Origin of the sequence: Pseudolysinimonas kribbensis (genome assembly GCF_030161895.1) — a bacterium.
In the GTDB taxonomy this organism is placed as follows: domain Bacteria; phylum Actinomycetota; class Actinomycetes; order Actinomycetales; family Microbacteriaceae; genus Pseudolysinimonas; species Pseudolysinimonas kribbensis.
In genome coordinates, this window is record NZ_BSVB01000001.1 from 295,034 (window position 1) to 320,538 (window position 25,505).

Sequence of the window (25,505 nt, forward strand, 5' to 3'; positions counted from 1 at the left end):
GACACGCGGCGGAGGGTGCTTCGACCCGGCTAGCCTGGTGATGCGGCCGACGGGTGGGATCTCTCCACTTTCGCTGTGATGGCTGCAGCTGGTGCAGCCGTCAGCTCCGGACACGCCGGAGCCCGCACAAGGATAGCAGAGGGATGCCGTGGCCGAAGAGTTGGACGTCGAACCCGAGATCCGCGACATCGCGGAGGTCCCGGCGGTCGAGGTCATCAACACGGTCGCCGTCCACCTGCTGAGCGCCGCGGCCGTCAAGTGCGGGCTCGCCGACGATCCGGATGCGGCGTCCCAGCTCGACCTCGACGAGGCGCGCAAGCTCATCGACGCCCTCGCCGGCCTCGTCACCGCGTCGGCCCCGCACGTCGGCGATCACCACGCCCGGGCGCTGCGCGACGGCCTGCGCTCGGTGCAGCTCGCCTTCCGCGAGGCCTCCCCGGTTCCCGACCCGATCGGCAAGGGTCCCGGCGAGAAGTGGACCGGGCCGGTCAGCTAGCGCCCCTCACCCCGCCTGCACCCGCACGCCGATCGAGTCGACCCGTTCGGCGATGACCGGATGGGCGGACCAGCGCCGCTGCAGCTCGCCCACGAGCACCGCGAGCTCCTCCTCGCCGAGGCCCGGGCGCAGCGTCAGCAGCACGAGGAGCTCCGGCCCCAGCAGGCGGGCGTCGGGGTCGCCCGCGCCGACGGCGACCCCGAGGAGCTCGTCACGACCGGCGGCCGACGCCTGGAACGCGGCGAGCACGTCCGGGTCCTCGAACGACGGCGTCCACGGCTCGCCCGTCGCGAGCGGGCGCAGGGCGGGCCGCCGCACCGCGAACTCGGTCGCGGAGCCGGGATCGATCACGATGAGCGGCGTGCCCTCGGAGGCGGCGGCGAGCGCGACGCGCGGAGCGTCGATCGGGATGGGGCGCGCCGAGGCGTCCCAGGCCTGCATCGCCGCGACCGAGGTGAAGCCGGGCAGCACCGAACGGCCGTCCGGCCCCTCCACGGTGACGATCGACAGCTCCTGGGTCTTGTCGACGAGCCGGCCCCGTGCGCCCACGCCCTCGTCGCCGCGCACCGCGACCAGCGGCACGAGGAGCCGCGCGCTGTGCACGGCCGCGACGACCTCCGGGGCGCCGACCTCACGCATCCGGAACCGCCGGATCGCCTCGAGCACCCGCGGCGGCGCGGTGCCGTCGTCGCCGGCGCCGGCGTTGTCGTGGAAGCGCCGGCCGGTGAACGGGATGCCGGCCGAGTCCTCGTGACGACCCGACGCCCGGGACGGGCCTCGGCGCTGGGGTCGCGGCGAAGGCCAGAAATGGCCTTCGCTCATAGCTCCACCGCGCGGATCAGATTCCGGCGGCATCCAGCGCCTCGGTGAGCGTGAACGCGCCCGCGTAGAGCGCCTTGCCGACGATCGCGCCCTCGACGCCCTCCGGCACGAGCGCGCGCAGCGCCACGATGTCGTCGAGGCTCGAGATGCCCCCGGAGGCGACGACCGGCCGCGTCGTGCGCTGCGTGACCCTGCGCAGCAGCTCGAGGTTGGGGCCCTGCAGCGTGCCGTCCTTGGTCACGTCGGTCACGACGTAGCGCGCGCAGCCGGCATCCTCGAGCCGGGCGAGCACCTCCCAGAGGTCTCCGCCCTCGCGGGTCCAGCCGCGCGCGGCGAGGGTCGTGCCGCGCACGTCCAGGCCGACGGCGATCTGCTCGCCGTGGTTCGCGATGGCCCGCGCGGCCCACTCGGGCTGCTCGAGGGCGGCCGTGCCGAGGTTGATGCGGGCGCAGCCGGTGGCGAGCGCCGCGTGCAGCGAGTCGTCGTCGCGGATGCCGCCCGACAGCTCCACCTGCACGTGCGACGGCAGGCCCGCGATGACCTCGCGGATGATGCTCCGGTTGTCGCCGCGACCGAACGCGGCGTCGAGGTCGACGAGGTGGATCCACTCGGCGCCCTGCTCGGTCCAGGCCGCCGCGGCCTCCCGCGGGTCGCCGTAGCCCGTCTCGCTGCCGGCCTCGCCCTGCGTGAGGCGCACGGCCTGGCCGTCGGCGACATCCACCGCCGGCAACAGGATGAGGCGGTCGGCGGTCGGGTCGGTCACAGGCTGCTCCTCACAGGGATCCGAGCCAGTTGCGCAGCAGCCGGATGCCGGCCTCGCCGGACTTCTCGGGGTGGAACTGGGTCGCCGACAGCGGTCCGTTCTCGGCCGCGGCGACGAAGCGCTCGCCGTGCTCGGCCCAGGTGATCTTCGGCGCCGCGAACCGGCCGTAGGGCTCGAGAGTCCACGCCCGCATCGCATAGGAGTGCACGAAGTAGAAGCGCTCGTCGCCGACGCCCGCGAACAGGACGGAGTCGCCCGGCGCCTCGACCGTGTTCCAGCCCATGTGCGGCAGGACGGGCGCGTCGAGGCGCTCCACGATGCCGGGCCACTCGCCGAGCCCCTCGGTCTCGGTGCCGCCCTCGACGCCGCCGGAGAACAGCACCTGCATGCCCACGCAGATGCCGAGCACCGCGCGTCCACCGGCGAGCCGGCGGTCGACGACCTCGTCGCCGTGCGCGCGCCGCAAGCCCTCGACGACCGCCGCGAAGGCGCCGACGCCCGGCACGACGAGACCGTCGGCCTCCACGGCGCGGGTGCGGTCGGCGGTCAGTTCGACGTCGGCGCCGGCCTCCTCGAGGGCCTTGGCGGCCGAGTGCACGTTGCCGAATCCGTAGTCGAAGACGACCACGGACGGGCGGGCCGTGGTCACAGCGCGCCCTTGGTCGACGGGATGCCGTCCACCCGCGGGTCGATCGCCACGGCCTGCCGGAACGCGCGCGCGAACGCCTTGAACTCCGCCTCCGCGATGTGGTGCGGGTCGCGGCCCGCGAGCACACTGAGGTGCACGGTGAGCCCGGCGTTGATGGTGATCGCCTCGAAGACGTGCCGCACCATCGAGCCGGTGAAGTGGCCGCCGATCAGGTGGAACTCGAACCCGGCCGGCTCGCCGCCGTGCGCGAGATAGGGGCGGCCCGACACGTCGACGACGGCCTGGGCGAGCGCCTCGTCGAGCGGCACCAGCGCGTCGCCGAACCGCGCGATCCCGATCTTGTCGCCGAGCGCCCGGCGGATCGCCGTGCCGAGCACGATGCCGGTGTCCTCCACGGTGTGGTGCACGTCGATCTCGGTGTCGCCCTGGGCGCGCACGGTGAGGTCGACGACGGCGTGCCTGGCGAACGCGGTGAGCAGGTGGTCGAAGAAGGGGACGGTGGTGCGGATGTCGGCGCGCCCGCTGCCGTCGAGGTCCAGGGCGAGGTCGATGCTCGACTCGCTCGTCTCGCGGGTCAGCTGCGCGACGCGCGCCCCGCCCGGGGATTCCAGCCCGCTCATGCGCTCAACGTTAGCGGGCACCGCGCGGGGCCAGCGCGGCGAGGGCCTCCAGGAACAGCGTCGTCTCCTGCTCCGTGCCGGCGGTGACCCGCAGGGCGCCGGGGAGGCCGACGTCGCGGATGATGATGTCCCGCTCCAGCAGCGCCTCGAAGGTCGCGTGCGGATCGTCGAGCCCGTCGAAGAGCACGAAGTTCGCCCAGCTCTCGTAGGCGCGGTAGCCGAGCACGGGCAACTCCGAGACGAGCCGATCGCGCTGGGCGCGGATGTCGTCGACCGTCGCGAGCATCTCGGGCGCATGCCGCAGTGCCGCGATGGCCGCCGCCTGGGTCAGCGCGGACAGGTGATACGGCAGCCGCACGAGGCGCAGCGCATCGACGACCGCCGGGTCGGCGGCGAGGTAGCCGACACGGGCGCCCGCGAAGGCGAAGGCCTTGCTCATGGTGCGCGACACGACCAGGCGGTGCCGGTCGGGCAGCAGCGTGATCGCGCTCGGGGCGTGCGCCGGCATGAACTCGGCGTAGGCCTCATCGACGAACACCATGCCGTCGCTCGCCTCGTAGGCGGCCTCGATCACGTCGAGCGCGACCGGCGTGCCCGTGGGGTTGTTCGGCGCGCAGAGGAAGACGAGATCGGGGCGGTGCGCCTCGATCGCCGCGACCACGGTCTCGGCCGACAGCTCGTATCCGGGGTCGCGTTCCGCCGTCAGCCAGGTCGTGCCGGTGCCGCGGGTGATGATCCCGTGCATCGAGTAGGTGGGCGGGAAGGCGAGCACGCGGCGTCCCGGTCCGCCGAACGCCTGCAGGAGCTGCTGGATGATCTCGTTCGAGCCGTTCGCCGCCCAGACCTGCTCCGTCCCGATGCCGTGACCGAGGTAGGCCGCGAGGCCCTCGCGCAGCACCGTGAACTCGCGGTCGGGGTAGCGGTTCAGGGTGAGGACCGCCGCGGCGAGGCTCTCGACGATGTCGCGAGCGACCGCCTCGGGGATCGGATGGCTGTTCTCGTTGACGTTCAGCTGCACCCGCACGTGCTTCTGCGGAGCGCCGTAGGGCGACTGCCCCCGCAGGTCGTCGCGGATCGGAAGATCGGAGAGCGAGGCCACGGCGCCAGTTTAGGCGGGGCTCCGGACGCCCCGGCCCCTCCGCCGGCTACCGCGCGGGGGCGTACTGGGCCGGGATCGCGAGCCGCTGTCCGGGCTGGACGACCCCGGACGAGAGGGCGTTCAGATTCGTGATCGCCTCGACGACGTCGCGCGGGTCGGCGTTCGGCGCGATCTGCTGCGCGAGCTGCCAGAGCGACTCCCCCGGTGCCACGGTCACGTAGCTGAAGGTCGCGGAGGCCTGCGTGTCGGTCGCGGTCGCACCGACCGCCCCGATGCCGCCGAAGACCGCGGCGGCGGCGAGCGGAAGGGCGACGGCCGCGGTGAGCACGGCACGGCCGCGGCGGGTGATGTGCAGCCGGCCCCGCGACCCGGCGGGTGCCGCGGGGATGCTGTTCCAGGTGATCGCGCTCATGGTGTGCTCCTCCGGTCTCGAAGTCGTATTCCGAACATACCTTCGATCGAACATGTGTTCAACCCTCCCCAGCGGATTTCCGTCCGAATCCGCCGACACACTCGAACGGATGTTTGTCGAGAGGGCCTGAGGCGGATACAGTTTCGATCGCTGGCACGATCAGATCAGCGACCACCGACATCGGGAGGCCCGGGTGAGCGACACCGAGGAGCGCGCAGGCGGCACACGCCGGCGCACGAGCCTGAGCGAGAAGCAGCTGGCGATCCTGGATGCCATCCAGCGGTCCAAGGTGACCCGCGGCTATCCGCCGAGCATGCGCGAGATCGGCGACGCCGTCGGGCTCTCATCGCTGTCGAGCGTGGCGCACCAGCTGACCCAGCTCGAGCTGAGCGGGTACCTGCGCCGCGACCCCAACCGGCCGCGCGCCCTGGAGGTGCTCATCGACCTCCCGTCGAGCGACGGCAACGAGTCGTCGCCCTCCGTCGCCGACGCCGCGATGGTGCCGCTCGTCGGCCGGATCGCCGCCGGTGTGCCGATCACCGCCGACCAGCAGGTCGAGGAGGTCTTCCCCTCCCCGGCAGCTCGTGGGCAAGGGCGAGCTGTTCATGCTGAAGGTCGTGGGCGAGTCGATGATCGACGCCGCGATCTGCGACGGGGACTGGGTCGTGGTGCGCGAACAGGGCGACGCCGAGAACGGCGAGATCGTCGCGGCGATGCTCGAGGGCGAAGCCACGGTCAAGGTGTTCCGTCAGCGCGACGGGCACACCTGGCTGCTGCCGCGCAACAGCGCATTCGAGCCGATCCTGGGCGATGAGGCGCAGGTGCTCGGCAAGGTCGTGGCGGTTCTGCGCTCCGTCTAACCGCGCGCTCCGGCGGGCGCGACGCGGTCGAGCCAGGCCTGCACGAGCGCCATGAAGCGCCGGTGCTCGTCGCGGAACACCGTGTGACCGGTGCCGGCGATCCTGCGCACGGTCATCCCGCGCGTGTGCAGGAGTTCGGCCACGGCGTCCGAGACGAGCCAGCTCTTCTCCGCCAGCACCACGAGGCTCGGCCCGGTCACGAGGGCCGGCGGCGTGAGAGCGCGGGTGTCCGCGAGGCCCAGGATCGTGCGCTTGTCCCAATCGGCGAGCGTCGCCAGTTCGATCTCGACGTCGACCGCGTCCCATTTCGGGTTCATCCGCACGAGCGAGGGGCGCCGCGGTCGCGGCGAGAGCGCGAACAGCAGTTTGAGGAGCACACCGCGGGCTCCTCCCGGGAATCCGAAGGCGGGATCGACGTACACGGCGGCCCGCGGGCGGAGGGTCTCGGCGACCCGGCTCGCGACCAGTCCGCCGAGCGAATGCCCCATGACGAGGTCGGGCGCCCCGTTCAGCAGGGGCGCCACCGTCTCCAGCACGTCGGCCGCCCAGGCGGCGAGCGTGTAACGGCGGGCGCGCGGGCTGCCGCCGTGGCCGGCGAGGTCGACCGCGATGATGTGGAAGCCGCGCCCCTCGAGGTCCGCGCTCACGCGGTGCCAGGCGCGATGATCCGACATCAGCCCGTGGATGAGCAGCGCCGTGCGCGATCCGGCCCCGCTCTCGTGCACCGCCAGCCGCATCGTCGCAGGCTACGCGCGGTGGCTGGGCGACCACTCGGCACCGGGCTCTCCAGCCGCGTCACGGGGCGTCATCCGCTTGGCGCCCCCGGACGGCCTTCGTACAGTGGAGCCGTTCGCAGCGCACATGCGAGGCCTCGCGCTCCGGTTCACCGCCATCCGGCGACGGAGCACCGCCTGCGATTCCACCATCGATGATGGGGAGTCGCCCCCGCGGCTCCCGGAGAGCGAGAACCTCATGACCGTGCAGGGTGCACTGCTCGTCGGCAGCGTCAACCTTCCCGACACCGAGAGCACCTTCCGTGCCGCCGCCGACACCCTCGGCCGCCGCCTGCGGCGGGTGCCCGACGGCGAGACCGGAGACCGATTCCACTGGATCGTCTTCCAGGCCGACCTGATCGGTGGCGCCGACGGCATCGAACGCGTCGGCGACGAGCCCGTGCTGCTGCGCAACCTCGACCTGCGCCCGCTGCGTTTCGCCGACGGGGTGGACCCGGCGCGCGTCGTGCTGCCGAAGCTCGACTACGCGCGCGCGGCTCTCGAGTCCTACGGCACGTTCGCGGCGCTGCGGGAGCAGGGCGTCATCCCGGCCGGCATCCGCTTCCAGGTGTCGCTGCCGACGCCGCTCGCCGTCGTGGTCGCACTCGTGCGGGAGGAGGACCGGGCCGCGTTCGAGCCCTCTACGAGCGTGCGCTGTACGCCGAGCTCGACGAGATCCTGAGCTCCATCCCGCACGAGGATCTGGCGATCCAGTGGGACACCGCAGTGGAGTTCGGGCTGATCGAGTCGGCCGACTACGGGACCGACTACGGCGCGACCTTCCGCGCGCCCTTCGAGGACCTCTGGGAGGGCCTTGCGGAGCGCGCGCGCCGACAGGCGTCGGCGGTGCCGGAGGACGTGGAGCTCGGCTTCCACCTGTGTTACGGGGACGCCGGCGAGAAGCACTTCGTGGAGCCGAAGGACACCGCGAACCTCGTGCGATACGCGAACCTGCTGCGTGAGGTGTCGCCGCGGCCCATCACGTGGATCCACCTCCCGGTCCCGATCGAGCGCGACGACGAGGCGTACTTCGCGCCGCTCGCGGGGCTGCAGACGGAGCCCGGCACCGAGCTCTATCTCGGGCTCGTGCACCGGGAGGACGGCGCGGAGGGGGCGCAGCGCCGCGCGGCGGCCGCTTCCGCGTTCGTGAGCGACTTCGGCGTGGGCACCGAGTGCGGGATCGGCCGCGCGCCCGACGGATCGGTGCCCGGCATCCTCGAGACCCACCGCGTCGCCCAGGAGTGGTGAGGGAGCGGGGCGGCGGCTACTCGACCCGCTCAGGAAGCGGGGTCTCGAGCGCGCTCTGCAGCTGCTCCGCCGCCCGGCGGGTGGCGAGCAGCTGCAGGCGGGTGCCGCCCTCGTCGTAGCTCGTGTCGAGCACCCGCGTGGTGCGGTGGGCCAGCGCGACGAGGTCGCCGCGGTCGTAGGGCACGACGATGTCGAGGGCGACATCCGGCTGGGGCAGCAGGTCGGCGATCCGGGCGACGAGCTCGTCGACGCCCTCCCCGTGCGGGCGCTCACGAAGAGCGCGTCGGGCTCGAGCCCGCGCAGCAGCAGCCGGGTGTCGGCGTCGACGAGGTCCGCCTTGTTGAAGACGACGATCTCGGGCAGGTCGCGCGCCCCGACGTCACCGATGACGTCGCGCACCGTCGCCAGCTGCGCCCCCGGATCGGGATGGGCGCCGTCGACGACGTGCACGATCACGTCCGAGTCGCCGACCTCCTCCAGCGTCGACCGGAACGCCTCGACGAGCTGATGCGGGAGGTTGCGCACGAACCCGACCGTGTCGGCGATCGTGAACTCGCGGCCGTCGGGGGTGCGGGCACGACGCACGGTGGGGTCGAGGGTCGCGAACAGCGCGTTCTCGACGAGCACGCCGGCGCGGGTCAGGCGGTTCAGCAGGCTCGACTTGCCGGCGTTGGTGTAGCCCGCGATCGCGACCGAGGGCACCTCGTTGCGGTCGCGGGTGGCGCGCTTGGCCTCGCGCGCGGGCGCGAAGCCCTTGATCTGCCGACGCAGCCTCGCCATCCGGGTGTGGATGCGGCGCCGGTCCAGCTCGATCTTCGTCTCACCGGGGCCGCGGGAGCCCATGCCCTGCCCGCCCGCCGCCTGGCCGCCCGCCTGGCGCGACATCGACTCGCCCCAGCCGCGCAGTCGCGGCAGCAGGTACTCGAGCTGCGCGAGCTCGACCTGGGCCTTGCCCTCGCGGCTCTTGGCGTGCTGGCTGAAGATGTCGAGGATCACGGCCGTGCGGTCGATGACCTTGACCTTCACAGCGTCTTCGAGCGCGCGCCGCTGGCTCGGGGCCAGTTCGGTGTCGGCCACGACGGTGTCCGCCCCGAGCGCCGCGACGATGCCGGCGAGTTCCTCGACCTTGCCGCGGCCGAGGTAGGTCGAGGGGTCCGGGTGCGGTCGGCGCTGCAGCAGGCCGTCGAGCACGACGGCGCCCGCCGTCTCGGCGAGGGCGGCGAGCTCGCGCAGGGAGTTCTCGGCCTCCTCGAGCGACGAGCCGGCATAGACGCCGATGAGCACGACGTTCTCGAGACGGAGCTGCCGGTACTCGACCTCGGTGACGTCCTGGAGCTCCGTCCCGAGACCGCCGACCCGACGCAGCGCGGCGCGCTCCTCCCGGTCGAGCTGCTCGCCGTCGGCGTCGGGCAGCGCGAAGGAGCCGTCCTCCTCCTGGAGGGCGGCGGCGCGGCCCTCGAAGCGGCGCACGGCTGCCCGTGAACCCTCCGTGGCCAGCACGCGGTCGAGGATGCGGTCGTCGTCGGTCATATGGTCGTTCAGCCTAGTTCTCGGTACGTTGTCTGGCATGGTCCCCGCGGAGCACTACTTCTCCGCGACGCCCGCCGGCGCCCCCGGATTCCGTCCGCTCCCGGTCCGACTGGCCGGTCGCGAGGTGATCGTCACGACGGCCAACGGCGTCTTCAGCCCGGAGCGCGTCGACACCGGCACGCAGGTGCTGCTCGGCAGCGTGCCGGCACCGCCGCCCGGCGGCGACCTGCTCGACCTCGGCTGCGGCTGGGGCCCGGTCACCCTGACGCTCGCGATGGAATCGCCGCACTCGCGCGTGTGGGCGGTGGATGTCAACGAGCGCGCGCTGGACCTCGTGCGCCGCAACGCGGCATCCCTCGGTCTGGACAACGTCACGGCCTGCCTGCCCGACGAGGTCCCGGCCGACGTCCGGTTCATGACCATCTGGTCGAATCCCCCATCCGGGTCGGCAAGAACGAACTGCACGCGATGCTGCTGCACTGGCTCCCGCGGCTCGACGTGGGAGCCGATGCCTGGCTGGTCGTGCAGCGCAACCTCGGATCGGACTCGCTGCAGCGCTGGATGCAGGCGGAGTTCCCGGCCGACTACTCGTTCCTGCGCGCCGCGACCAGCAAGGGCTACCGCGTGCTGCGCTGCCGGCGCCGCACCGGCTTCACCGAGGCGATCACCGTCGTCCCGAAGTGAGACCCGCATGATGCACGACGACCAGCTCCCGGTCGACGCGGAGCTCGTGCGACGGCTGATCGCCGAGCAGTTCCCGCAGTGGGCCGGCCTGCCGATCACGCCGGTCGACAGCGGTGCCACCGTCAACGCGATCTTCCGCCTCGGCGACCGGTTCGCCGCCCGGCTGCGGCTGCGCGCGGGCAACCCCGACGCCGTGCGTGCCGAGCTGGCGCGCGAGGCCGCGGCCCTCGAGGAGCTCGCGGGGATCGTCCCGGTGCCGGTGCCGCGGCCCGTCGCGATCGGGCGACCCGGCGACCGGTTTCCGCTGCCCTGGGCGATCCACGAGTGGCTGCCGGGCTCGACGACGACGCCCACCGCCCTCGCCGGATCGGGGGCCTTCGCCGACGACCTCGCGGCGCTCCTGCTCGCCCTGCGCGCCGCGCCGACGCGCGGACGGACCTTCTCGGGCGGCGGGCGGGGCGGCTCGCTGCCCGATCACGACGAGTGGATGCGACGATGCTTCCGCGAGAGCGAGGGGTTGTTCGACGTGCCCGCGCTGCGCACGCGCTGGAGCGCGCTGCGCGTGCTGCCCGCCGCCGGCGCGGATGTCATGGCGCACGGCGACCTGCACCCGGGCAATCTGCTGGTCGAGAAAGAGCGACTGTCGGGCGTGCTCGACGCGGGCGCGTTCGGCGCCGCCGACCCGGCGCTGGATCTCGTCGTGGTGTGGCACATGCTCGACCGTCCGGCCCGGGGTCGGGTGCGCCGCACCCTGGCCTCCAGCGAGCCGGAGTGGGCGCGCGGGGCAGCCTGGGCGTTCCAGCAGGCGATGGGCCTCGTCTGGTACTACCGCCAGACCAATCCGGTGATGGCCGACCTGGGACGCACGACGCTCGCGCGGATCATGACCGACCCCGACGTCGCCGCCGTGTAGATCTCGACCGTCTAGATCTCGACCGTCTAGATCTCGACCGTCTAGATCTCGTAGGTGCCGCGGTAGGTCAGCGCCGCCGGCCCCGTCAGCAGCACGTGCCCGTCGGCGATCTCGACGCCGAGGTCGCCGCCCGGCACCTCGACCGTCCAGCGATCCGGCGCGTTCTCGCCCGCCCAGTGCCGCACCGCGATGGCCGACGCTGCGACACCGGTACCGCACGACAGCGTCTCGCCGACGCCGCGCTCATGCACGCGCATCCGGATGCGGCCGACCCCGCCGACCACGAGCGGGTCTCCCGGCACGACGAACTCGACGTTCGCGCCGTCCGGCGGTTCCGGCTGCACCTTCGGCGCCTCGGCGAGGTCGATCCCGTCGAGCTCGTCGTCGTCGGCGACGGCGACCACGACGTGCGGGTTGCCGACGCCGACCGGCAGGCCGGGGCGCGGCACGTCGAGGTCGCGCGCCGAGACGGTGGCCTCGGAGTCGAGCACGACGAACGGCCCGAGGTCGACGGTGTACGCCTCCGAGTGCCGCGTCACGGCATGAACGCCGCCTCGCGTGCCGATCTTCACGGTCTCGCCGACCGGCAGCTCGAGCAGCTTCTGGTCGATGAGGAAGGTCACGTAGACCCGGATGCCGTTTCCGCACATCTCCGCGGGGCTGCCGTCGGCGTTGTGGTAATCCATGAACCACTCCGCGTCCGGGTCCTCCCGCAGCGCCTCGGCACCCTCGGGAAGGTTCGCGGACCGGACGGCGCGGATGAGGCCGTCGGCGCCGATCCCGAAGTGCCGGTCCGCCATGTCGGCGATGCGGTCGGCGTCGAGCTCGATGCTGCCGTCGGGATCCGAGAACAGCACGAAGTCGTTGCCGGTCCCGTGGCCCTTGACGAACGGCAGCACGGTCATGGACTCAGGCTAGCGGGCGGCGCGGGCCGGCCGACGCGGACCGCACCGCGGCCAGCGCCGCGTCGACGCGCCCCGGATCGTCGGCGTCGAGCCAGACCGTGCCGGCGTAGCGGCCGAACCAGGAGACCTGGCGCCGGGCGTAGCGGCGGGTCAGGGCGGCGGTCTGCGCCACGGCGTCCCGTTCGGTGAGGGCGCCGTCGAGCTGCTCGAGCGCCTGCGCATAGCCGATTGCCCGGCTCGCCGTGGTGCCGAGGCCCGCGGGCCGCAGGCGAGCGACCTCGTCGAGCAGGCCGTCGCGCCACATGCCCTCCACGCGACGGTCGAGCCGCTCGACGAGCGTCGCCCGTTCCGTGCGCAGCCCGATGGTGACGGTGGGGCGCCAGAGGGCGGCCTCCCCGGGCAGGCCGGAGCCGAAGGGGGCTCCCGTGAGCTCGATCACCTCGAGCGCGCGCACGAGCCGGCGCCCGTTGTGCGGGCCGATCGCGGCGGCGGCGGCCGCGTCGGCATCCCGCAACCGCTCGTGCAGGGCCCCCGGACCGCGCTCGGCGAGCTCCGCCTCGAGCCTCCCGCGCAGCACGGCGTCGGTCCCGGGGAAGCGGAAGTCGTAGACCACGCTCGAGAGGTACAGGCCGCTGCCGCCGACCAGGATCGGCACCGCGCCGCCGGCGACGATCCGCTCGATGGCCGCGCGCGCCCGCGGCTGATAGTCGGCGACGCTCGCCTCCTCGACGGGGTCCAGCACGTCGAGCAGGTGGTGCGGGATGCCGCGTCGCTCGCCCGGCGGAACCTTCGCCGTGCCGATGTCCATGCCGCGGTACAGCTGCATGGCGTCGCCGTTGACGATCTCGGCCGGCGTGCCCTCCACCCTCAGGCGCTCGGCGAGGTCGAGCGACAGCGCCGACTTGCCGGTGCCGGTCGCGCCGACGATGGCGATCAGGTTCACGGCCGAGAGCGGCGTGGGCTCACGGCTGGGGTGCGCCGACCCGCAGGGCGGGCAGCCCGATCGACACGGGGCCGGCCGGTGCGCCGTGACCGTGACCGTGGTCGGACCCGGCGTGCGGATCGAGCGCGAGCGCCTGCGCACGATCCCACGCATCGCCCGCGCATGTGCGGCGAACGGGGAGGCGGTCGCCGGCGGGGCCGGCGATGAGGAAGTGCGGGGCCGCTCGTGTGACGACCGCGCTCACCACATCGCCCGGACGCGGCTGCTCGTTGCCGGCCGGGAGGTCGACGTGGACGAGGCGGTTGTCCTCCGCGCGGCCCGAGATGCGAGCGGTGACGCCGTCGCGTCGACCCTCGTTCGGAGCGACGAGCACCTCGATCGCGGTGCCGACCAGCTGCTGCGCCTCGTCGCCCGAGATGCGCTCCTGCAACGCCGTGAGGCGCTCGTAGCGCTCCTGCACGACCTCCTTCGGCACCTGGTCGTCCATGGTCGCGGCCGGCGTTCCCGGACGGATCGAGTACTGGAAGGTGAAGGCGGAGGCGAAACGGGCCTGCTCGACGACGCGAAGCGTCTCGTCGAAGTCCTCCTCGGTCTCACCGGGGAATCCGACGATGATGTCGGTCGAGATCGCCGCGTGCGGGATGCGCTCACGCACTCCGTCGAGGATGCGCAGGAACCGTTCCGAGCGGTACGAGCGGCGCATCGCACGCAGGATCCGGTCGGAGCCGGACTGCAGCGGCATGTGCAGCTGCGGCATGACGTTGGGCGTCTCGGCCATCGCCTCGATGACGTCGTCGGTGAACGCCGCCGGGTGCGGGCTTGTGAACCGGACGCGCTCGAGCCCTTCGATCTCGCCCGTCGCCCGCAGCAGCTTGCCGAACGCGAGGCGGTCTCCGAACTCGACGCCGTAGGAGTTCACGTTCTGGCCCAGCAGCGTGACCTCGATCGCGCCGTCGTCGACCAGCATCCGGATCTCCGACAGGATGTCGCCCGGCCGACGGTCGCGCTCCTTGCCCCGCAGCGACGGGACGATGCAGAAGGTGCAGGTGTTGTTGCAGCCGACCGAGATCGACACCCAGCCGCTCGCCACGGACTCCCGCCGGGTCGGCAGCGTCGAGGGGAAGACCTCGAGGGCCTCGAGGATCTCGAGCTGCGCCTCCTCGTTGTGCCGTGCGCGCTCCAGCAGGGTCGGAAGGGACCCCATGTTATGCGTGCCGAAGACGACGTCGACCCAGGGCGCCTTCTGGAGGATGACGCCCTTGTCCTTCTGGGCGAGGCAGCCGCCGACGGCGATCTGCATGCCCTCATGCTCGCGCTTGGTCGAGGCGAGGTGGCCCAGCGTGCCGTAGAGCTTGTTGTCGGCGTTCTCACGTACGGCGCAGGTGTTGATCACGACGATGTCGGCGGGTGCACCCACGGCGCGCACGTACCCGGCCGCCTCCAGCGAGCCCGAGAGCCGCTCGGAGTCGTGCACGTTCATCTGGCACCCGAAGGTGCGCACCTCGTAGGTGCGCGGCTGCGCGGTGACGTCGCTCATGGTGCGAGAAGTCTACGTTCTCGCACCTCCCGGTCTCGTGCTACTGGAACCGCACGCGCGACGCGGGGTGCTCGGCAGCGCCGCGTCGACCGCGGCGCGCAGGGTGCTGCCGCTGTAGCCGCGGCGCATGAGATAGCCGCTCAGCCGGCGGACGGCGGTCTCGCGGTCGTAGCCGCGCAGCTGCCCCGCGCGCTTCACCGCGATCTCCCGGGCCCGGGCCAGCTCGTCGCCCGTCTCGATCAGCTCGAGGGCGTACTCGATCGCCGCCGGGGCGAGCAGCCGACGGGTGAGCTCCGCCGCGACGGCCGACCGGCCATAGCCCTTGCGCTCCTGGAGGATGCCGACGAGGTTCTGCGCGAGCGCCATGTCGTCGATGAGCCCCGACGCCTCGAGCCGCTCGATCTCGGCGGTGATGCTCTCCTCGCTCAGCTCGCGCGAGCGGAGGGTGCGCTCGATCTCGCGCTTCGACATGCCGCGCCTGGCCAGCGCGTGCAGCGACACGTTGTGCGCGCGGGTCGCATCCACGGCCGCCGCGACGTCGGGGGCGGGCTCGTCGTGCAGGGCGAGCCGCGCCGGCACCGGGGCCGGCCGGACCGGCGCGGCGGCTCGGGTGGTGCGCTCCGGCGGCGGCTGCACGCCGGGCAGATATGTGACGGGCGCGATCCCGTCGCCGGAGCGCTCCATGACTACTCGCCGACGGCCTTGCGGGCCGCGAGCTTCTCCTCGAGCGACTCGACGTTCGAGGGGCCCTCCGCGGCCGCGCCCGCCGCGCCGATGCCGAGCTTGACCAGGATCTTCCGCTCGATCTCGGCCGCGACATCCGGGTTCTCGAGGAGGAACGTGCGCGCGTTCTCCTTGCCCTGCCCGAGCTGATCGCCGTCGTAGGTGTACCAGGCGCCCGACTTGCGCACGATCTCGTGCTCGACGCCGTAGTCGATGAGGCTGCCCTCCCGCGAGATGCCGATGCCGTACAGGATGTCGAACTCGGCCTGCTTGAACGGCGGCGCCATCTTGTTCTTGACGACCTTCACGCGCGTGCGGTTCCCGACCGCGTCCGTGCCGTCCTTGAGGGTCTCGATCCGGCGGATGTCGAGGCGCACCGATGCGTAGAACTTGAGCGCCTTGCCGCCCGAGGTCGTCTCGGGGCTGCCGAAGAACACGCCGATCTTCTCGCGCAGCTGGTTGATGAAGATCATCGTGGTCTGCGTCTGGTTGAGGCCGCCGGTGAGCTTGCGCAGCGCCTGCGACATGAGACGGGCCTGGAGGCCGACGTGGCTGTCGCCCATCTCGCCCTCGATCTCGGCCTTCGGCACGAGTGCCGCGACCGAGTCGACGACGATGAGGTCGATCGAGCCGGAGCGCACCAGCATGTCGGCGATCTCGAGCGCCTGCTCCCCCGTGTCGGGCTGCGACACGAGAAGCGCGTCGATGTCGACGCCGAGCTTCTTGGCGTACTCCGGGTCGAGCGCGTGCTCCGCGTCGATGAAGGCCGCGATGCCGCCGCCCTTCTGCGCGTTGGCGATGGCGTGCAGCGTGAGCGTCGTCTTGCCCGACGACTCCGGGCCGTAGATCTCCACGATGCGGCCGCGGGGCAGGCCGCCGATGCCGAGGGCGACATCCAGGGCGATGGAGCCGGTGGGGATGATGGCGACCGGCGCCCGCTCGTCGGAGCCCAGGCGCATCACCGTGCCCTTGCCGAACTGACGGTCGATCTGGGCGAGGGCGGTCTCGAGGGCCTTCTCGCGATCCTGGGGTGAGGGCATTGCGGTCTCCTTCTGCGTCGTGTGCTGCGGCCCATCGGCTGCCGTTCCTGACCGGACCGATGAAGCAGGGTCCGAGCTCTCCCGGCAGGGCTTTCGTCGTGGACGCTACGCCCGGGGTCCGACATCGCGTCGAATCGACAGGCGGAACGGCTCACAACTCGCGTTCGAAGAACGCTGTGAAGGAGACTACGCCGAGTCGAACAGATCTTCGAGAGGTCGGCGATCCGGCGTGTCGCCGCCCGTGTCTCAGGCGTCCCGCGGATCCGGTCGCCCGGCCCCGTACCATCGCGCCGGCGGCACGCCCTCGGCGCGGCACAGCGCGAGCCACACGTCGCGTGCCGGCACGCCCGCGGCCAGCGCCTCGTCCGCGGTCCGGTTGCCGAGGGCGACCACGACCGTGTCGCGCAGCAGCACGGGGGCCATCCGGCCGAACTCGTCGTCGACCGCTCGGCGGAACTCGGTGAGCTTCATCGCACCCATCCTCATGCACACACGAGTGCCCCGGCCGCGCGGGCCGGGGCACTCGGATGCTTCGAAAGACCTAGCGGACCGCGAGATCCGCGTCGAACTCGGCCATGAGCTCGTCGGGCAGCACGTCCGGGACGGTGCTGACGCCTTCAACCACGGCGAGACGGTCGCCCACCTCGCGCATGATGACCGAGATCGGGGTGTCGAGCGCATCGGCCACCGATGCGAGGATCTCGGAGCTGGCCTCCTTCTGACCGCGCTCGACCTCGCTCAGATACCCGAGCGCGACGCTCGCCCTGCCGGCCACCTGACGCAAGGTCATGGCCTTCTGCAGTCGGAAATCACGGAGGACGTCGCCGATCTCCTGTCGGACCAGAACCATGGTGTGCCCTCCTTCTGTCGCTTCGACCGGGTTGGCCACCTTACGCCATCCGGTACACGAACTCTAAGTCGTGCGGCCTGCGGAGCCCCTGTGACGACACGATCTGTAACGAGATCGACATCGGCGCTATTCCGCGCGCCCGGACCGCAGGGTATCGAGCAGCCACGACAGCGACGCCGCGACGGTGGCGGTCCGGATGACCGCCCGATCGCCGGTGAGATGCAGCCGCCGGGCGTGCACCTCCGTGCCGAGCGCGAGACCCAGCCAGACCTCGCCGACCGGATGCCCGTCCTGCGGATCCGGTCCGGCGACGCCCGTCGTCGCGAGGCCCACGTCCGCCGCCGCACCGTCGATCGCGAGCCGCTCCCGCACCCCCGCGGCCATCTGGCGGGCGACCCCGGCATCCACCGCCCCGCGCTCGGCGAGCAGCGCGGCGTCGACACCCAGCAGCGCGTGCTTGAGCGGCGTCGCGTAGGCGACGACGCCTCCGCGCACGACCGCCGAGGCGCCCGGCACCGACACCAGCTCGGCCACGAGCAGCCCCCGGTCAGCGACTCCGCGACGGCGATGCTCTGCCCACGCCCGGCGAGCAGCTCGACGACCTCGCGGGCGACGCTCACCGGCGTCACGTCACCGACGGGCGCGCACGACGCGCGCGTACTGCCACAGGTACTCCGCGCCGCTCACGACGGTCAGCACGAGCGCCGCACCGAGCAGGATCCACACCAGCCACAGGTATCCGACGCCGACGAGGCGATCCAACGGCACGAGCGCGAGCGCGATGGCGATCGACTGCACCCAGGTCTTGATCTTGCCGAGGATGCCGGCCGGGATGACCATGTCGCGGATCACGACGAAGCGGAAGACGGTGATCCCGACCTCCCGCACGAGGATCACGATCGTGACCCACCACCAGACCTCGCCGAGGATCGAGAGGGCGACGAGCGCGCCGCCCACGAGCACCTTGTCGGCGATCGGGTCGAGGATCTTGCCGGCGTCGGTTACGAGGTTGCGGTCGCGGGCCAGGATGCCGTCGACCGAGTCGGTGAGGATCGCCACGATGAACAGCGCGGCCGCCACCCAGCGCAGCCAGCCGTCGTGGGCGGCGTCCGCGAGCAGCAGCCAGATGAAGACGGGGGCGAGCAGGATGCGGATCACCGTGATGATGTTCGCGATGTTGCCCCAGCTCGCGGGGCTCTCGCCGCGCGACGTGACGCGTCCCCGCATGGGGTTCGGCCGGGGGCCGCGCGCCGGGTCGGGGTCGGAGCCGGGGTCCGGTTCCGGCGACAACGCCATGCCCTACTCCCTGCCGGTCAGCCCCCAGGCATCCTCGTCCGAGGGCCCCTCCTCCACAGGATAACCGTCGAACTGGGCCTCCACGGGGTCGCCGGGCGCCGTCGCCGTGGGAACGTCGCCCCGCAGCGCGCCGAGCACCGCGGGCAGCTGCTCCGGTGCCACCAGCACGTCGCGCGCCTTCGAGCCCTCCGACGGGCCGACGATCTCGCGCGACTCGAGCAGGTCCATGAGGCGGCCCGCCTTGGCGAAGCCGACGCGCAGCTTGCGCTGCAGCATCGAGGTCGAGCCGAACTGCGTGTTGACCACGAGCTCGGCGGCCTGCAGCAGCAGCTCGAGGTCGTCGCCGATGTCGGCGTCGATGTCGCGCTTCTCGGCCACGGCCTCGACGTCGTTGCGGTACTCGGGCCGCGCCTGCGCGGTGACGTGCTTGACGACCGCGTGGATCTCGTCCTCGGTGACCCACGCGCCCTGCACGCGGATCGACTTCGAGGCGCCCATCGGCAGGAAGAGCCCGTCGCCCTGCCCGATGAGCTTCTCGGCGCCCGCCTGGTCGAGGATCACGCGGCTGTCGGTCATGCTCGACACGGCGAAGGCCAGCCGCGACGGCACGTTGGCCTTGATGAGGCCGGTCACCACATCCACCGACGGCCGCTGGGTGGCCAGCACCAGGTGGATGCCGGAGGCACGCGCCAGCTGCGTGATGCGCACGATCGAGTCCTCGACGTCGCGCGGGGCGACCATCATGAGGTCGGCGAGCTCGTCGACGACGACCAGCAGATAGGGGTAGGGCGCCAGCCTGCGCTCGGAGCCCTGCGGCAGCACGATCTCGTTCGCGAGCACCGCGCGGTTGAAGTCGTCGATGTGGCGGAAGCCGAACGACGCGAGGTCGTCGTACCGCATGTCCATCTCCTTCACGACCCACTGCAGCGCTTCGGCGGCCTTCTTGGGGTTCGTGATGATGGGCGTGATGAGGTGCGGCACGCCCTGGTAGGCGGCCAGCTCGACGCGCTTGGGGTCGACGAGCACCATGCGCACCTCGGCGGGCTTCGCGCGCATCAGAACGCTCGTGATCATCGAGTTGATGAAGCTCGACTTGCCGGAGCCGGTGGCGCCCGCGACCAGCAGGTGCGGCATCTTCGCCATGTTCGCGACGACGAAGCCGCCTTCGACGTCCTTGCCGAGCCCGATCGTGAGCGGATGCGTGCTGCGCGACGCCGCGGGCGAGCGCAGCACGTCGCCGAGCGACACGATCTCGCGGTCCTTGTTGGGGATCTCGATGCCGATCGCGCTCTTGCCCGGGATCGGCGAGAGGATCTGCACCTCGTTCGACGCGACCGCGTACGCGAGATTCTTGGCGAGGGCCGTGACCCGCTCCACCTTGACGCCGTGCCCGAGCTCGATCTCGTACCGCGTGACCGACGGGCCGCGCGAGAACCCGGTGACCTTCGCATCCACACCGAACTGCGTGAGCACGCTCGTGATCGACGCGATCGCCTCGTCGTTCGCGGGCGTGCGCGCCTTCGGCGGGGTGCCGGCCTCGAGGATCGACGCGGCGGGCAGCCGGTAGGGGCGCTTCGTCGGTGCCGTGGGAGTCGCGGCCTGGGAGACCGGGACCTCGCCCCCGGCGTCGAAGAGCGCCACCGGCCCGTCGTCGCGCAGGCCGGTCGGCGGCACGACCGGCGACTCGCCGGTGAAGCGGCGCACGGCGTCCTCGGCCTTGGTCAGCTCGGCCAGGAGGTCGGCGTCATCGTGCGGGCGGTGCGCGACCACCTCGGTGATCTCGGTGGCGTGCTCGAGCGCGGAGTCGAAGGCGGGCTCGGCGGGCTTCTTGCCGCGACGCCACCACGGCATCGAGGCGGGGTCGTCGAGTTCGAGACCCAGGTCGGTGAGGGAGCCGAACTCCTGCTCGCCGGTCGTGCCGGCATCCGGAGTCGTCGGCGCGCGCTCGGGGAGCTGGGCGCCGAACAGGTACGCGTAGGCCTCCCGCAGCCGGTCGCCGGTGCGGTTCGGCGGGGTCTTGGTGATGATGAAGAGCGAGAGCACGCCGAACGCGCCGACGATGGGCACCGCGAGCCAGGCCGCGCCGAGCGCGACGAAGGGCTGGCCGAACACCCACCCGACGACGCCCCCGCGTGGGCGAGGGCCGGCATGCCGGCCGACGGCTGCGGGTGGTCGCTGAAGACGTGGCAGAAGGCGCTGACGCACGCGATCAGGATGCCGAGCCCGATCCCGATGCGGGTGTTGTCATGGACGCTCGACGGATGCCGGAACAGCCACACGGCGAAGATCAGCATGATGACCGGCAGTCCGAAGGCGACCCGGCCGAGCAGTCCCCGAAGGTGTAGGCGTCGAGCGCCTGCGCGATGTCGGAGGCCGGGTTGAACCACTCCACGACGGCGCCGGCGATCGCGAGCACGACGAGGAACATCGGGAAGCCGTCGCGGCGCTCCTCCTTGGCGAGCGTCTCGCGGCCGAAGACCCGCGCCCCTCCCCCGACGATGTGGGCCAGGCCGAGCCAGGCGCCGCTCAGCAGGCCGGGGCGGTCGTCGACGAAGACCGGCTGCTTGCCCTTCGGGTAGCGCTTGGTCGGGGCGGACTTCGTGTTCTGCGCCGTGGTGCTCGCGGACTTGGCGCCGCCGCGGCTCGACGAGGGCGCGCGCGGGCGCGCGAACTCGACGACCGGGTGCTCGTGGCCATGGTGCGACGGTACCCGCGGCATCCGGCGTCGCCCGGCAGGCGGCGCGGGGTGTCCGGAGACGTGCGCGCATTTTCGCGTCACCATCAGTTGACACGAAAACCTACGACGCCTTACCGTGGCGTTCATGACCCCCGCACCTACACGCAGGCCGCACGCGCCGGCGCGACCGAGGCGACGCGTCGCGCCATCATCGACGCGATCGTCGCGCTCGCTCACGAGCGCCTGACGCTCGAGATCACCCTCGACGACGTGGCGAGGATCGCCGGCGTCTCCGTCCGGACCGTGCTGCGGCACTTCGGCACCCGCGACAGGCTCCTGGACGAGGCCGTGCGCGTCACGGTGGCCGCCGTCGAATCCGAGCGCCGCGTCGCCGGCGACGGGGATGCGTTCGGCACGATCATCGACCACTACGAGCTGCGCGGCGACTTCATGCGCCGGATGCTCGCCCAGGAGGACCGCGATCCGCGCATCGCGGCGTTCACCGTGCCGGGCCGCCTGCTGCACCGCCGCTGGGTGGAGGACGTCTTCGCCGACGCCCTCGAGGGTTCCGAACCCGAGCGCCGCGACGAGCTGGTCGACCTGCTGGTGGTCGCCACCGATCTGCAGACCTGGGCGCTGCTGCGGCGCGATCGCGGGCTCGAGCGCGATGCCGTCGAGCAGCGCATGCGGACGCTCGCGGACCGCGTGCTCGCCGGGGCGGTGCGCGCATGAGCGAGGTGCTCATCGCGACGCTCGACGCCGGCGGCAACCTTCCGCCCGCCCTGGCTCTCGCGCGGCTGCTCGGGGAGCGCGGCGACCACGTGCGGTTCCTGAGCTCGCCGGCCCAGCACGATGCCATCCACCGGGCCGGTCATCCCGTCCGCACCTACTCCTCGGCCGCCCCCGTCGACTCGCGGCGCACCGGAGGGCTGCCGGCGATCGCGTGGCGCCAGGTCGCCGCCTTCGCGGATCGGGGCGCCGCCGCCGACGTGATCGCGGAGGCCTCGCGCGTGCCGACCGATCTGGTGGTGATCGACTGCCTCATGGTGGCCGCCGTCCGGGATGCCGTCGCCACGGGGCTGCCGGTCGTCTCCCTCGTGCACACCATGTGGAGCTTCTTCGAGGCGACCGTGCGCGGGCCGTTCGGCCTCCTGCTGCGCGCGCGAGGGGTCGATGCCGGTGCGGCGCTGCACGCGCCGGCGGTCAAGCTCGTGACCGCGATGCCCGAATTCGAACGCGGCACGGCGGGTGACGGCGTGCACCGGCTCGGGGCGCTCGAGGCCCGCGATGCGCGTGCCGCCGTCCCCGTGGAGGAGCGCCCCGTCGTGCTGGTGAGCCTCAGCACGACCTACCTGCCCGGGCAGGCGGGCGCCATGCAGCGCATCCTCGACGCACTGGCCCCGCTGCCGGTCGACGTCGTCGCGACGACCGGGCCGGCCATCGATCCGGGTTCCCTGCGCGTGCCGGCCAATGCCCGGGTGGAGCGATCGCTTCCGCACGACGAGGTGCTGCGCCGCGCCTCCCTCGTCGTCGGGCACGGCGGTCACGGCACCACGGCTCGTGCGCTGGCCCACGGCGTGCCCGTGCTGGTGCTGCCGATGAACCCCTGATCGACCAGCCCTGGATCGCCCAGGCCGTCGAGCGGACGGGGGTCGGCCGGCGACTCCCGGGTCGCGCGAGCGCCGCGCGGATCCGCGCCGCGGCCGAGGCGATCCTCGGCGACGGTCCGGAGCGCGCATCCGCCCGTGCTCTCGGCGAGCGGATGCGCTCCAACGACCCCGGCGCCGCTCTCGACCGCGCGCTCGAGGCGATGGGGGTGCCGGCTACGCCTCGATCACGACCGGAATGATCATCGGCCGACGGCGGTGCTGGGTGTTCACCCACCGGCCGACGGTGCGGCGCACGACCTGGCTGAAGCCGCGCTGATCGCGGGTGCCGTTCTGCGCGGCCTCCGCGATCGCGGCCACGATCTGCGGGCGCACGTCGTCGAAGACCGACTCGTCCTCGGCGAAGCCGCGCGCCTGGATCTCCGGCCCGACGATGACCCGCCCGGTCTGGGTGTCGATCGCGACGAAGATCGAGATGAAGCCCTCCTCGGCGAGGATGCGGCGGTCCTTGAGGTCGGCATCCGTGATCTCGCCGACGGTGGAGCCGTCGACGTAGACGTAGCCGAGGTCGAGCTGGCCGACGATCTTCGCGACGCCGTCGACGAGGTCGACGACCGTGCCGTTCTCGCCGATCAGGGCCTGCTCCGGGGCGACGCCCGTGTCGATCGCGAGCGCGGCGCTCGCGACGAGGTGGCGTGCCTCACCGTGCACCGGGAGCACGTTGCGGGGCTTGACGATGTTGTAGCAGTAGAGCAGCTCGCCCGCGGCCGCGTGGCCCGAGACGTGCACGCGCGCGTTGCCGCGGTGCACCACGGTCGCGCCGAGCTTGGTCAGGCCGTTGATGACCCGGTAGACGGCGTTCTCGTTGCCCGGGATGAGGCTCGAGGCCAGGATGACGGTGTCGCCGTCGCCGACCTCGATCTGGTGATCCTGGCTCGCCATGCGTGCGAGCACCGCCATCGGCTCGCCCTGCGACCCGGTCGACATGTAGACCACCCGGTCGTCGGGCAGGTCGAGCGCGCGCTTGAGATCGACGAGCACGCCCTCCGGCACCCGCAGGTAGCCGAGGTCGGCGGCGATCGTCATGTTGCGCAGCATCGAACGGCCGACGAGCGCGACCCGGCGCCCGTTGGCGGCGGCCGCGTCCAGAACCTGCTGCACCCGGTGCACGTGGCTCGAGAAGCTCGCGACGATGACGCGGCGCTTCGCCTTCGCGATGACGTTCTCCAGCACCGGGCCGATGTCGCGCTCGAGCGCCGTGAAGCCGGGCACGTCGGCGTTCGTCGAGTCGGGAAGGAAGATGTCCACACCCTCCTCGCCCAGCCGCGCGAAGGCGCGCAGGTCGGTGATCCGGCCGTCCAGCGGCAGCTGGTCCATCTTGAAGTCGCCGGTGTGCAGCGCCGTGCCCGCGGGCGTGCGGATCGCGACGGCCAGGGCATCCGGGATCGAGTGGTTGACCGCGATGAACTCGAGGTCGAAGGGGCCGAGCTTCTCGCGCTGGCCCTCCTGACCGCCATCGAGTACGGCTGGATGCGGTGCTCCTTGAGCTTCGCCTCGACGAACGCGAGCGTGAGCTGCGATCCGATGAGCGGGATGTCGCGCCGCAGCTTGAGCAGGTACGGCACGGAGCCGATGTGGTCCTCGTGCCCGTGCGTGAGCACCACGGCCACGATGTCGTCGAGCCGGCCCCGGATCGGCGCGAAGTCCGGCAGGATCAGGTCGACGCCAGGCTGGTGCTCCTCGGGGAACAGCACGCCCGCATCGACGACCAGCAGCTGGCCGTCGAACTCGTAGACCGTCATGTTGCGGCCGATCTCGCCGAGGCCGCCGAGGGGGAGGATCCGGAGCGTGCCGGGCTTCAGGGCCGGGGGCTCGATGACGGGGTTGGTGCTGTTCATGCGCGGGTCGTCCCTGCGATCTTGGGCAGCGCGCCGCCGGCGGCAGCGTTGCGGTCGGGTCGGAAATTGGAGAAGTCGACGCCGGCATCCGGGCCGACGAGGGCGATCTCGTCCTCGATGAGGGCGGCCTCCGACTCCTCGGGGCCGACGAGCGGCAGCCGCACGCGCGGGCTCGAGATGCGGCCCAGCCCGTGCAGGATGTACTTGGTCGCGACCGTGCCGGGCACGTGCGTCATGGTGGCCCGCACGAGCGGCTCGAGCGCCTGGTGGGCGGCGGTAGCGGTGGCGAGGTCGTTCGCGTTGACCGCGTCGACCATCCGGCGGTACGGCGCGGCCGTGATGTTGTTCGTGACGCCGATGAGCCCGACACCGCCGATCGAGAGGATCGGCAGCGCGTTGGCGTCGTCGCCGGAGAAGTACATGAGGTCGGTCTGGTTCATGACGCGGCTGACCTCGCTGAGGTCGCCCTTCGCGTCCTTGACCGCCCGGATGTTGGGGTGCTTCGATGCCCGCAGCAGGGTCTCGTACTTGATCGGGATGCCGGTGCGCCCCGGGATGTCGTACAGGATCACGGGCAGATCGGTCGCATCGGCGATCATGCGGAAGTGCGTCAGCACGCCCGCCTGCGTGGGCTTGTTGTAGTACGGCGTCACGATCATGACGCCGTCGGCGCCGGCCTTCTCGGAGTGCCGGTAGAGCTCGATCGCGTGCGCGGTCTCGTTGCTGCCGCCGCCCGTGATGACCTTGGCCCGGCCCGCCGCCACGTCCTTCGCGACCTCGACCAGCCGCACCTTCTCCGGGTCGGTCAGGGTCGACGTCTCCCCCGTCGTGCCGGTGACGACGATGCCGTCCGCCCCCTGCCGGATGACGGAGTCGATGTGCTTCTCGACGTCGGCCCAGTCGACCTCGCCGTCGGCCGTGAAGGGGGTCACGAGCGCGACGAGCACCTGTCCGAACGGGTTCTCAGTCGTGGTCACGGTCCCCAGGGTATCGGGGTCGCGGACCGCCGATGTCGTGCGAGCCCGGGCGCGCGTGCGGCGTCGAACGCCCACGTGGGCGCTCGCGCAGACAGCCCGGTTCGTAGGGCGGGCGGGACTTGAACCCGCGACCGAAGGATTATGAGTCCTCTGCTCTAACCGGCTGAGCTACCGCCCCGTGCC

The 25,505-nt window shown here is 72.2% G+C and carries 23 protein-coding genes, 1 tRNA gene and 5 pseudogenes; 8 read left to right on the top strand and 21 right to left on the bottom strand.

The window, feature by feature from the left end:
• The first annotated feature begins 148 nt into the window (after nt 1–148).
• The gene (locus QQK35_RS01675) at nt 149–496 is read left to right on the top strand and encodes a DUF1844 domain-containing protein (protein WP_284252372.1); all 348 of its coding nucleotides are present in this window, start codon (nt 149–151) and stop codon (nt 494–496) included.
• A 6-nt stretch (nt 497–502) separates the two neighbouring features.
• Here QQK35_RS01675 and QQK35_RS01680 read toward each other — a convergent pair whose 3' ends face one another.
• The 6 genes from QQK35_RS01680 to QQK35_RS01705 are packed head-to-tail and all read right to left on the bottom strand — an operon-like array spanning nt 503 to nt 4,861.
• On the bottom strand, nt 503–1,318 hold the full coding sequence (locus QQK35_RS01680) for an SseB family protein (RefSeq protein WP_284252373.1): 816 nt from the start codon (nt 1,316–1,318) through the stop codon (nt 503–505).
• 16 nt (nt 1,319–1,334) lie between these two features.
• Complete coding sequence (priA, locus tag QQK35_RS01685) at nt 1,335–2,081, bottom strand: bifunctional 1-(5-phosphoribosyl)-5-((5-phosphoribosylamino)methylideneamino)imidazole-4-carboxamide isomerase/phosphoribosylanthranilate isomerase PriA (RefSeq protein WP_284252375.1); 747 nt, start codon at nt 2,079–2,081, stop codon at nt 1,335–1,337.
• Between the two features lie 10 nt (nt 2,082–2,091).
• Nucleotides 2,092–2,730, bottom strand: a complete 639-nt coding sequence (hisH, locus tag QQK35_RS01690) for an imidazole glycerol phosphate synthase subunit HisH (RefSeq protein WP_284252377.1) — start codon at nt 2,728–2,730, stop codon at nt 2,092–2,094.
• Nucleotides 2,727–3,350, bottom strand: coding sequence for an imidazoleglycerol-phosphate dehydratase HisB (hisB, locus tag QQK35_RS01695; protein WP_284252379.1), 624 nt, complete (start codon nt 3,348–3,350; stop codon nt 2,727–2,729). Before hisB ends, hisH begins: the two co-directional genes overlap by 4 nt.
• Before the next feature lie 10 nt (nt 3,351–3,360).
• Entirely contained in the window at nt 3,361–4,449 is a 1,089-nt protein-coding gene (locus QQK35_RS01700; RefSeq protein ID WP_284252381.1) for a histidinol-phosphate transaminase, read from the bottom strand.
• A 46-nt stretch (nt 4,450–4,495) separates the two neighbouring features.
• Nucleotides 4,496–4,861 carry a LysM peptidoglycan-binding domain-containing protein gene (locus QQK35_RS01705; protein WP_284252383.1) on the bottom strand — a complete coding sequence of 122 codons (366 nt, stop codon included), beginning with the start codon at nt 4,859–4,861 and terminating at the stop codon, nt 4,496–4,498.
• 193 nt (nt 4,862–5,054) lie between these two features.
• Between QQK35_RS01705 and lexA the strand changes: the two are divergent.
• A pseudogene (lexA, locus tag QQK35_RS01710) lies at nt 5,055–5,721 on the top strand (transcriptional repressor LexA).
• Here the strand turns inward: lexA and QQK35_RS01715 are convergent.
• The gene (locus QQK35_RS01715) at nt 5,718–6,458 is read right to left on the bottom strand and encodes an alpha/beta fold hydrolase (protein ID WP_284252385.1); all 741 of its coding nucleotides are present in this window, start codon (nt 6,456–6,458) and stop codon (nt 5,718–5,720) included. The pseudogene lexA and the gene QQK35_RS01715 overlap by 4 nt on opposite strands.
• Nucleotides 6,459–6,693: 235 nt before the next feature.
• Between QQK35_RS01715 and QQK35_RS01720 the strand changes: the two genes are divergently transcribed.
• Nucleotides 6,694–7,176 (top strand): hypothetical protein, encoded by a 483-nt coding sequence (locus tag QQK35_RS01720; protein WP_284252388.1) that lies wholly within the window; start codon nt 6,694–6,696, stop codon nt 7,174–7,176.
• A gap of 44 nt (nt 7,177–7,220) precedes the next feature.
• Nucleotides 7,221–7,742, top strand: coding sequence for a hypothetical protein (locus QQK35_RS01725; RefSeq protein ID WP_284252390.1), 522 nt, complete (start codon nt 7,221–7,223; stop codon nt 7,740–7,742).
• A gap of 16 nt (nt 7,743–7,758) precedes the next feature.
• Here the strand turns inward: QQK35_RS01725 and hflX are convergent.
• Nucleotides 7,759–9,311 (bottom strand): annotated as a pseudogene (gene hflX, locus QQK35_RS01730) (GTPase HflX).
• Between hflX and QQK35_RS01735 the strand changes: the two are divergent.
• Nucleotides 9,310–9,956 (top strand): annotated as a pseudogene (locus tag QQK35_RS01735) (class I SAM-dependent methyltransferase). The pseudogenes hflX and QQK35_RS01735 sit on opposite strands and share 2 nt — an antisense overlap.
• Before the next feature lie 7 nt (nt 9,957–9,963).
• Complete coding sequence (locus tag QQK35_RS01740) at nt 9,964–10,869, top strand: phosphotransferase (RefSeq protein ID WP_284252392.1); 906 nt, start codon at nt 9,964–9,966, stop codon at nt 10,867–10,869.
• Between the two features lie 41 nt (nt 10,870–10,910).
• Here the strand turns inward: QQK35_RS01740 and dapF are convergent, their stop codons facing one another.
• The 10 genes and pseudogenes from dapF to QQK35_RS01790 all read right to left on the bottom strand — a co-directional run bounded on the left by dapF (nt 10,911) and on the right by QQK35_RS01790 (nt 20,882).
• Nucleotides 10,911–11,774 (bottom strand): diaminopimelate epimerase, encoded by an 864-nt coding sequence (gene dapF, locus QQK35_RS01745; protein ID WP_284252394.1) that lies wholly within the window; start codon nt 11,772–11,774, stop codon nt 10,911–10,913.
• A gap of 4 nt (nt 11,775–11,778) precedes the next feature.
• Nucleotides 11,779–12,717: a tRNA (adenosine(37)-N6)-dimethylallyltransferase MiaA gene (gene miaA, locus QQK35_RS01750; protein WP_284252396.1), complete on the bottom strand. Its 939-nt coding sequence runs from the start codon at nt 12,715–12,717 to the stop codon at nt 11,779–11,781.
• A 19-nt stretch (nt 12,718–12,736) separates the two neighbouring features.
• Nucleotides 12,737–14,254, bottom strand: a complete 1,518-nt coding sequence (miaB, locus tag QQK35_RS01755) for a tRNA (N6-isopentenyl adenosine(37)-C2)-methylthiotransferase MiaB (protein WP_284252398.1) — start codon at nt 14,252–14,254, stop codon at nt 12,737–12,739.
• Between the two features lie 12 nt (nt 14,255–14,266).
• Nucleotides 14,267–14,938 (bottom strand): regulatory protein RecX, encoded by a 672-nt coding sequence (locus QQK35_RS01760; protein ID WP_284252400.1) that lies wholly within the window; start codon nt 14,936–14,938, stop codon nt 14,267–14,269.
• 2 nt (nt 14,939–14,940) lie between these two features.
• Complete coding sequence (gene recA, locus QQK35_RS01765; protein ID WP_284252402.1) at nt 14,941–16,017, bottom strand: recombinase RecA; 1,077 nt, start codon at nt 16,015–16,017, stop codon at nt 14,941–14,943.
• Between the two features lie 246 nt (nt 16,018–16,263).
• Complete coding sequence (locus QQK35_RS01770; protein WP_284252404.1) at nt 16,264–16,488, bottom strand: DUF3046 domain-containing protein; 225 nt, start codon at nt 16,486–16,488, stop codon at nt 16,264–16,266.
• A 70-nt stretch (nt 16,489–16,558) separates the two neighbouring features.
• A complete protein-coding gene (locus tag QQK35_RS01775) occupies nt 16,559–16,867 on the bottom strand; it encodes a helix-turn-helix domain-containing protein (protein ID WP_284252406.1) in 309 nt (102 codons plus the stop codon).
• A 126-nt stretch (nt 16,868–16,993) separates the two neighbouring features.
• A complete protein-coding gene (locus tag QQK35_RS01780; RefSeq protein ID WP_348534864.1) occupies nt 16,994–17,401 on the bottom strand; it encodes a CinA family protein in 408 nt (135 codons plus the stop codon).
• A 96-nt stretch (nt 17,402–17,497) separates the two neighbouring features.
• A complete protein-coding gene (gene pgsA, locus QQK35_RS01785) occupies nt 17,498–18,094 on the bottom strand; it encodes a CDP-diacylglycerol--glycerol-3-phosphate 3-phosphatidyltransferase (RefSeq protein WP_284255570.1) in 597 nt (198 codons plus the stop codon).
• 72 nt (nt 18,095–18,166) lie between these two features.
• A pseudogene (locus tag QQK35_RS01790) lies at nt 18,167–20,882 on the bottom strand (DNA translocase FtsK).
• 66 nt (nt 20,883–20,948) lie between these two features.
• On the opposite strand from QQK35_RS01790, the gene QQK35_RS01795 reads away from it, so the two are divergent.
• Together QQK35_RS01795 and QQK35_RS01800 are read left to right on the top strand one after the other, a co-directional pair.
• On the top strand, nt 20,949–21,572 hold the full coding sequence (locus QQK35_RS01795) for a TetR/AcrR family transcriptional regulator (RefSeq protein WP_284252408.1): 624 nt from the start codon (nt 20,949–20,951) through the stop codon (nt 21,570–21,572).
• Nucleotides 21,569–22,450 carry a glycosyltransferase gene (locus QQK35_RS01800; RefSeq protein ID WP_284252410.1) on the top strand — a complete coding sequence of 294 codons (882 nt, stop codon included), beginning with the start codon at nt 21,569–21,571 and terminating at the stop codon, nt 22,448–22,450. Before QQK35_RS01795 ends, QQK35_RS01800 begins: the two co-directional genes overlap by 4 nt.
• A 213-nt stretch (nt 22,451–22,663) precedes the next feature.
• Here QQK35_RS01800 and QQK35_RS01805 read toward each other — a convergent pair.
• The 3 genes and pseudogenes from QQK35_RS01805 to QQK35_RS01815 all read right to left on the bottom strand — a co-directional run bounded on the left by QQK35_RS01805 (nt 22,664) and on the right by QQK35_RS01815 (nt 25,500).
• Nucleotides 22,664–24,345: pseudogene (locus tag QQK35_RS01805) on the bottom strand (ribonuclease J).
• Entirely contained in the window at nt 24,342–25,322 is a 981-nt protein-coding gene (dapA, locus tag QQK35_RS01810) for a 4-hydroxy-tetrahydrodipicolinate synthase (protein ID WP_284252411.1), read from the bottom strand. Before dapA ends, QQK35_RS01805 begins: the two are co-directional and overlap by 4 nt.
• A gap of 104 nt (nt 25,323–25,426) precedes the next feature.
• A tRNA-Ile gene (locus QQK35_RS01815) sits at nt 25,427–25,500 on the bottom strand.
• Nucleotides 25,501–25,505: the final 5 nt, after the last annotated feature.

What these genes read in the sequence shown, in the direction of transcription:
- QQK35_RS01760 (WP_284252400.1), bottom strand. Translation starts at nt 14,938, where the DNA reads ATGGAGCGCTCCGGCGACGGGATCGCGCCCGTCACATATCTGCCCGGC.
- QQK35_RS01770 (WP_284252404.1), bottom strand. Translation starts at nt 16,488, where the DNA reads ATGAAGCTCACCGAGTTCCGCCGAGCGGTCGACGACGAGTTCGGCCGG.
- QQK35_RS01740 (WP_284252392.1), top strand. Translation starts at nt 9,964, where the DNA reads ATGATGCACGACGACCAGCTCCCGGTCGACGCGGAGCTCGTGCGACGG.
- dapF (WP_284252394.1), bottom strand. Translation starts at nt 11,774, where the DNA reads ATGACCGTGCTGCCGTTCGTCAAGGGCCACGGGACCGGCAACGACTTC.
- recA (WP_284252402.1), bottom strand. Translation starts at nt 16,017, where the DNA reads ATGCCCTCACCCCAGGATCGCGAGAAGGCCCTCGAGACCGCCCTCGCC.
- QQK35_RS01720 (WP_284252388.1), top strand. Translation starts at nt 6,694, where the DNA reads ATGACCGTGCAGGGTGCACTGCTCGTCGGCAGCGTCAACCTTCCCGAC.
- QQK35_RS01705 (WP_284252383.1), bottom strand. Translation starts at nt 4,861, where the DNA reads ATGAGCGCGATCACCTGGAACAGCATCCCCGCGGCACCCGCCGGGTCG.
- hisB (WP_284252379.1), bottom strand. Translation starts at nt 3,350, where the DNA reads ATGAGCGGGCTGGAATCCCCGGGCGGGGCGCGCGTCGCGCAGCTGACC.
- QQK35_RS01800 (WP_284252410.1), top strand. Translation starts at nt 21,569, where the DNA reads ATGAGCGAGGTGCTCATCGCGACGCTCGACGCCGGCGGCAACCTTCCG.
- QQK35_RS01715 (WP_284252385.1), bottom strand. Translation starts at nt 6,458, where the DNA reads ATGCGGCTGGCGGTGCACGAGAGCGGGGCCGGATCGCGCACGGCGCTG.
- QQK35_RS01775 (WP_284252406.1), bottom strand. Translation starts at nt 16,867, where the DNA reads ATGGTTCTGGTCCGACAGGAGATCGGCGACGTCCTCCGTGATTTCCGA.
- QQK35_RS01680 (WP_284252373.1), bottom strand. Translation starts at nt 1,318, where the DNA reads ATGAGCGAAGGCCATTTCTGGCCTTCGCCGCGACCCCAGCGCCGAGGC.
- miaB (WP_284252398.1), bottom strand. Translation starts at nt 14,254, where the DNA reads ATGAGCGACGTCACCGCGCAGCCGCGCACCTACGAGGTGCGCACCTTC.
- pgsA (WP_284255570.1), bottom strand. Translation starts at nt 18,094, where the DNA reads ATGCGGGGACGCGTCACGTCGCGCGGCGAGAGCCCCGCGAGCTGGGGC.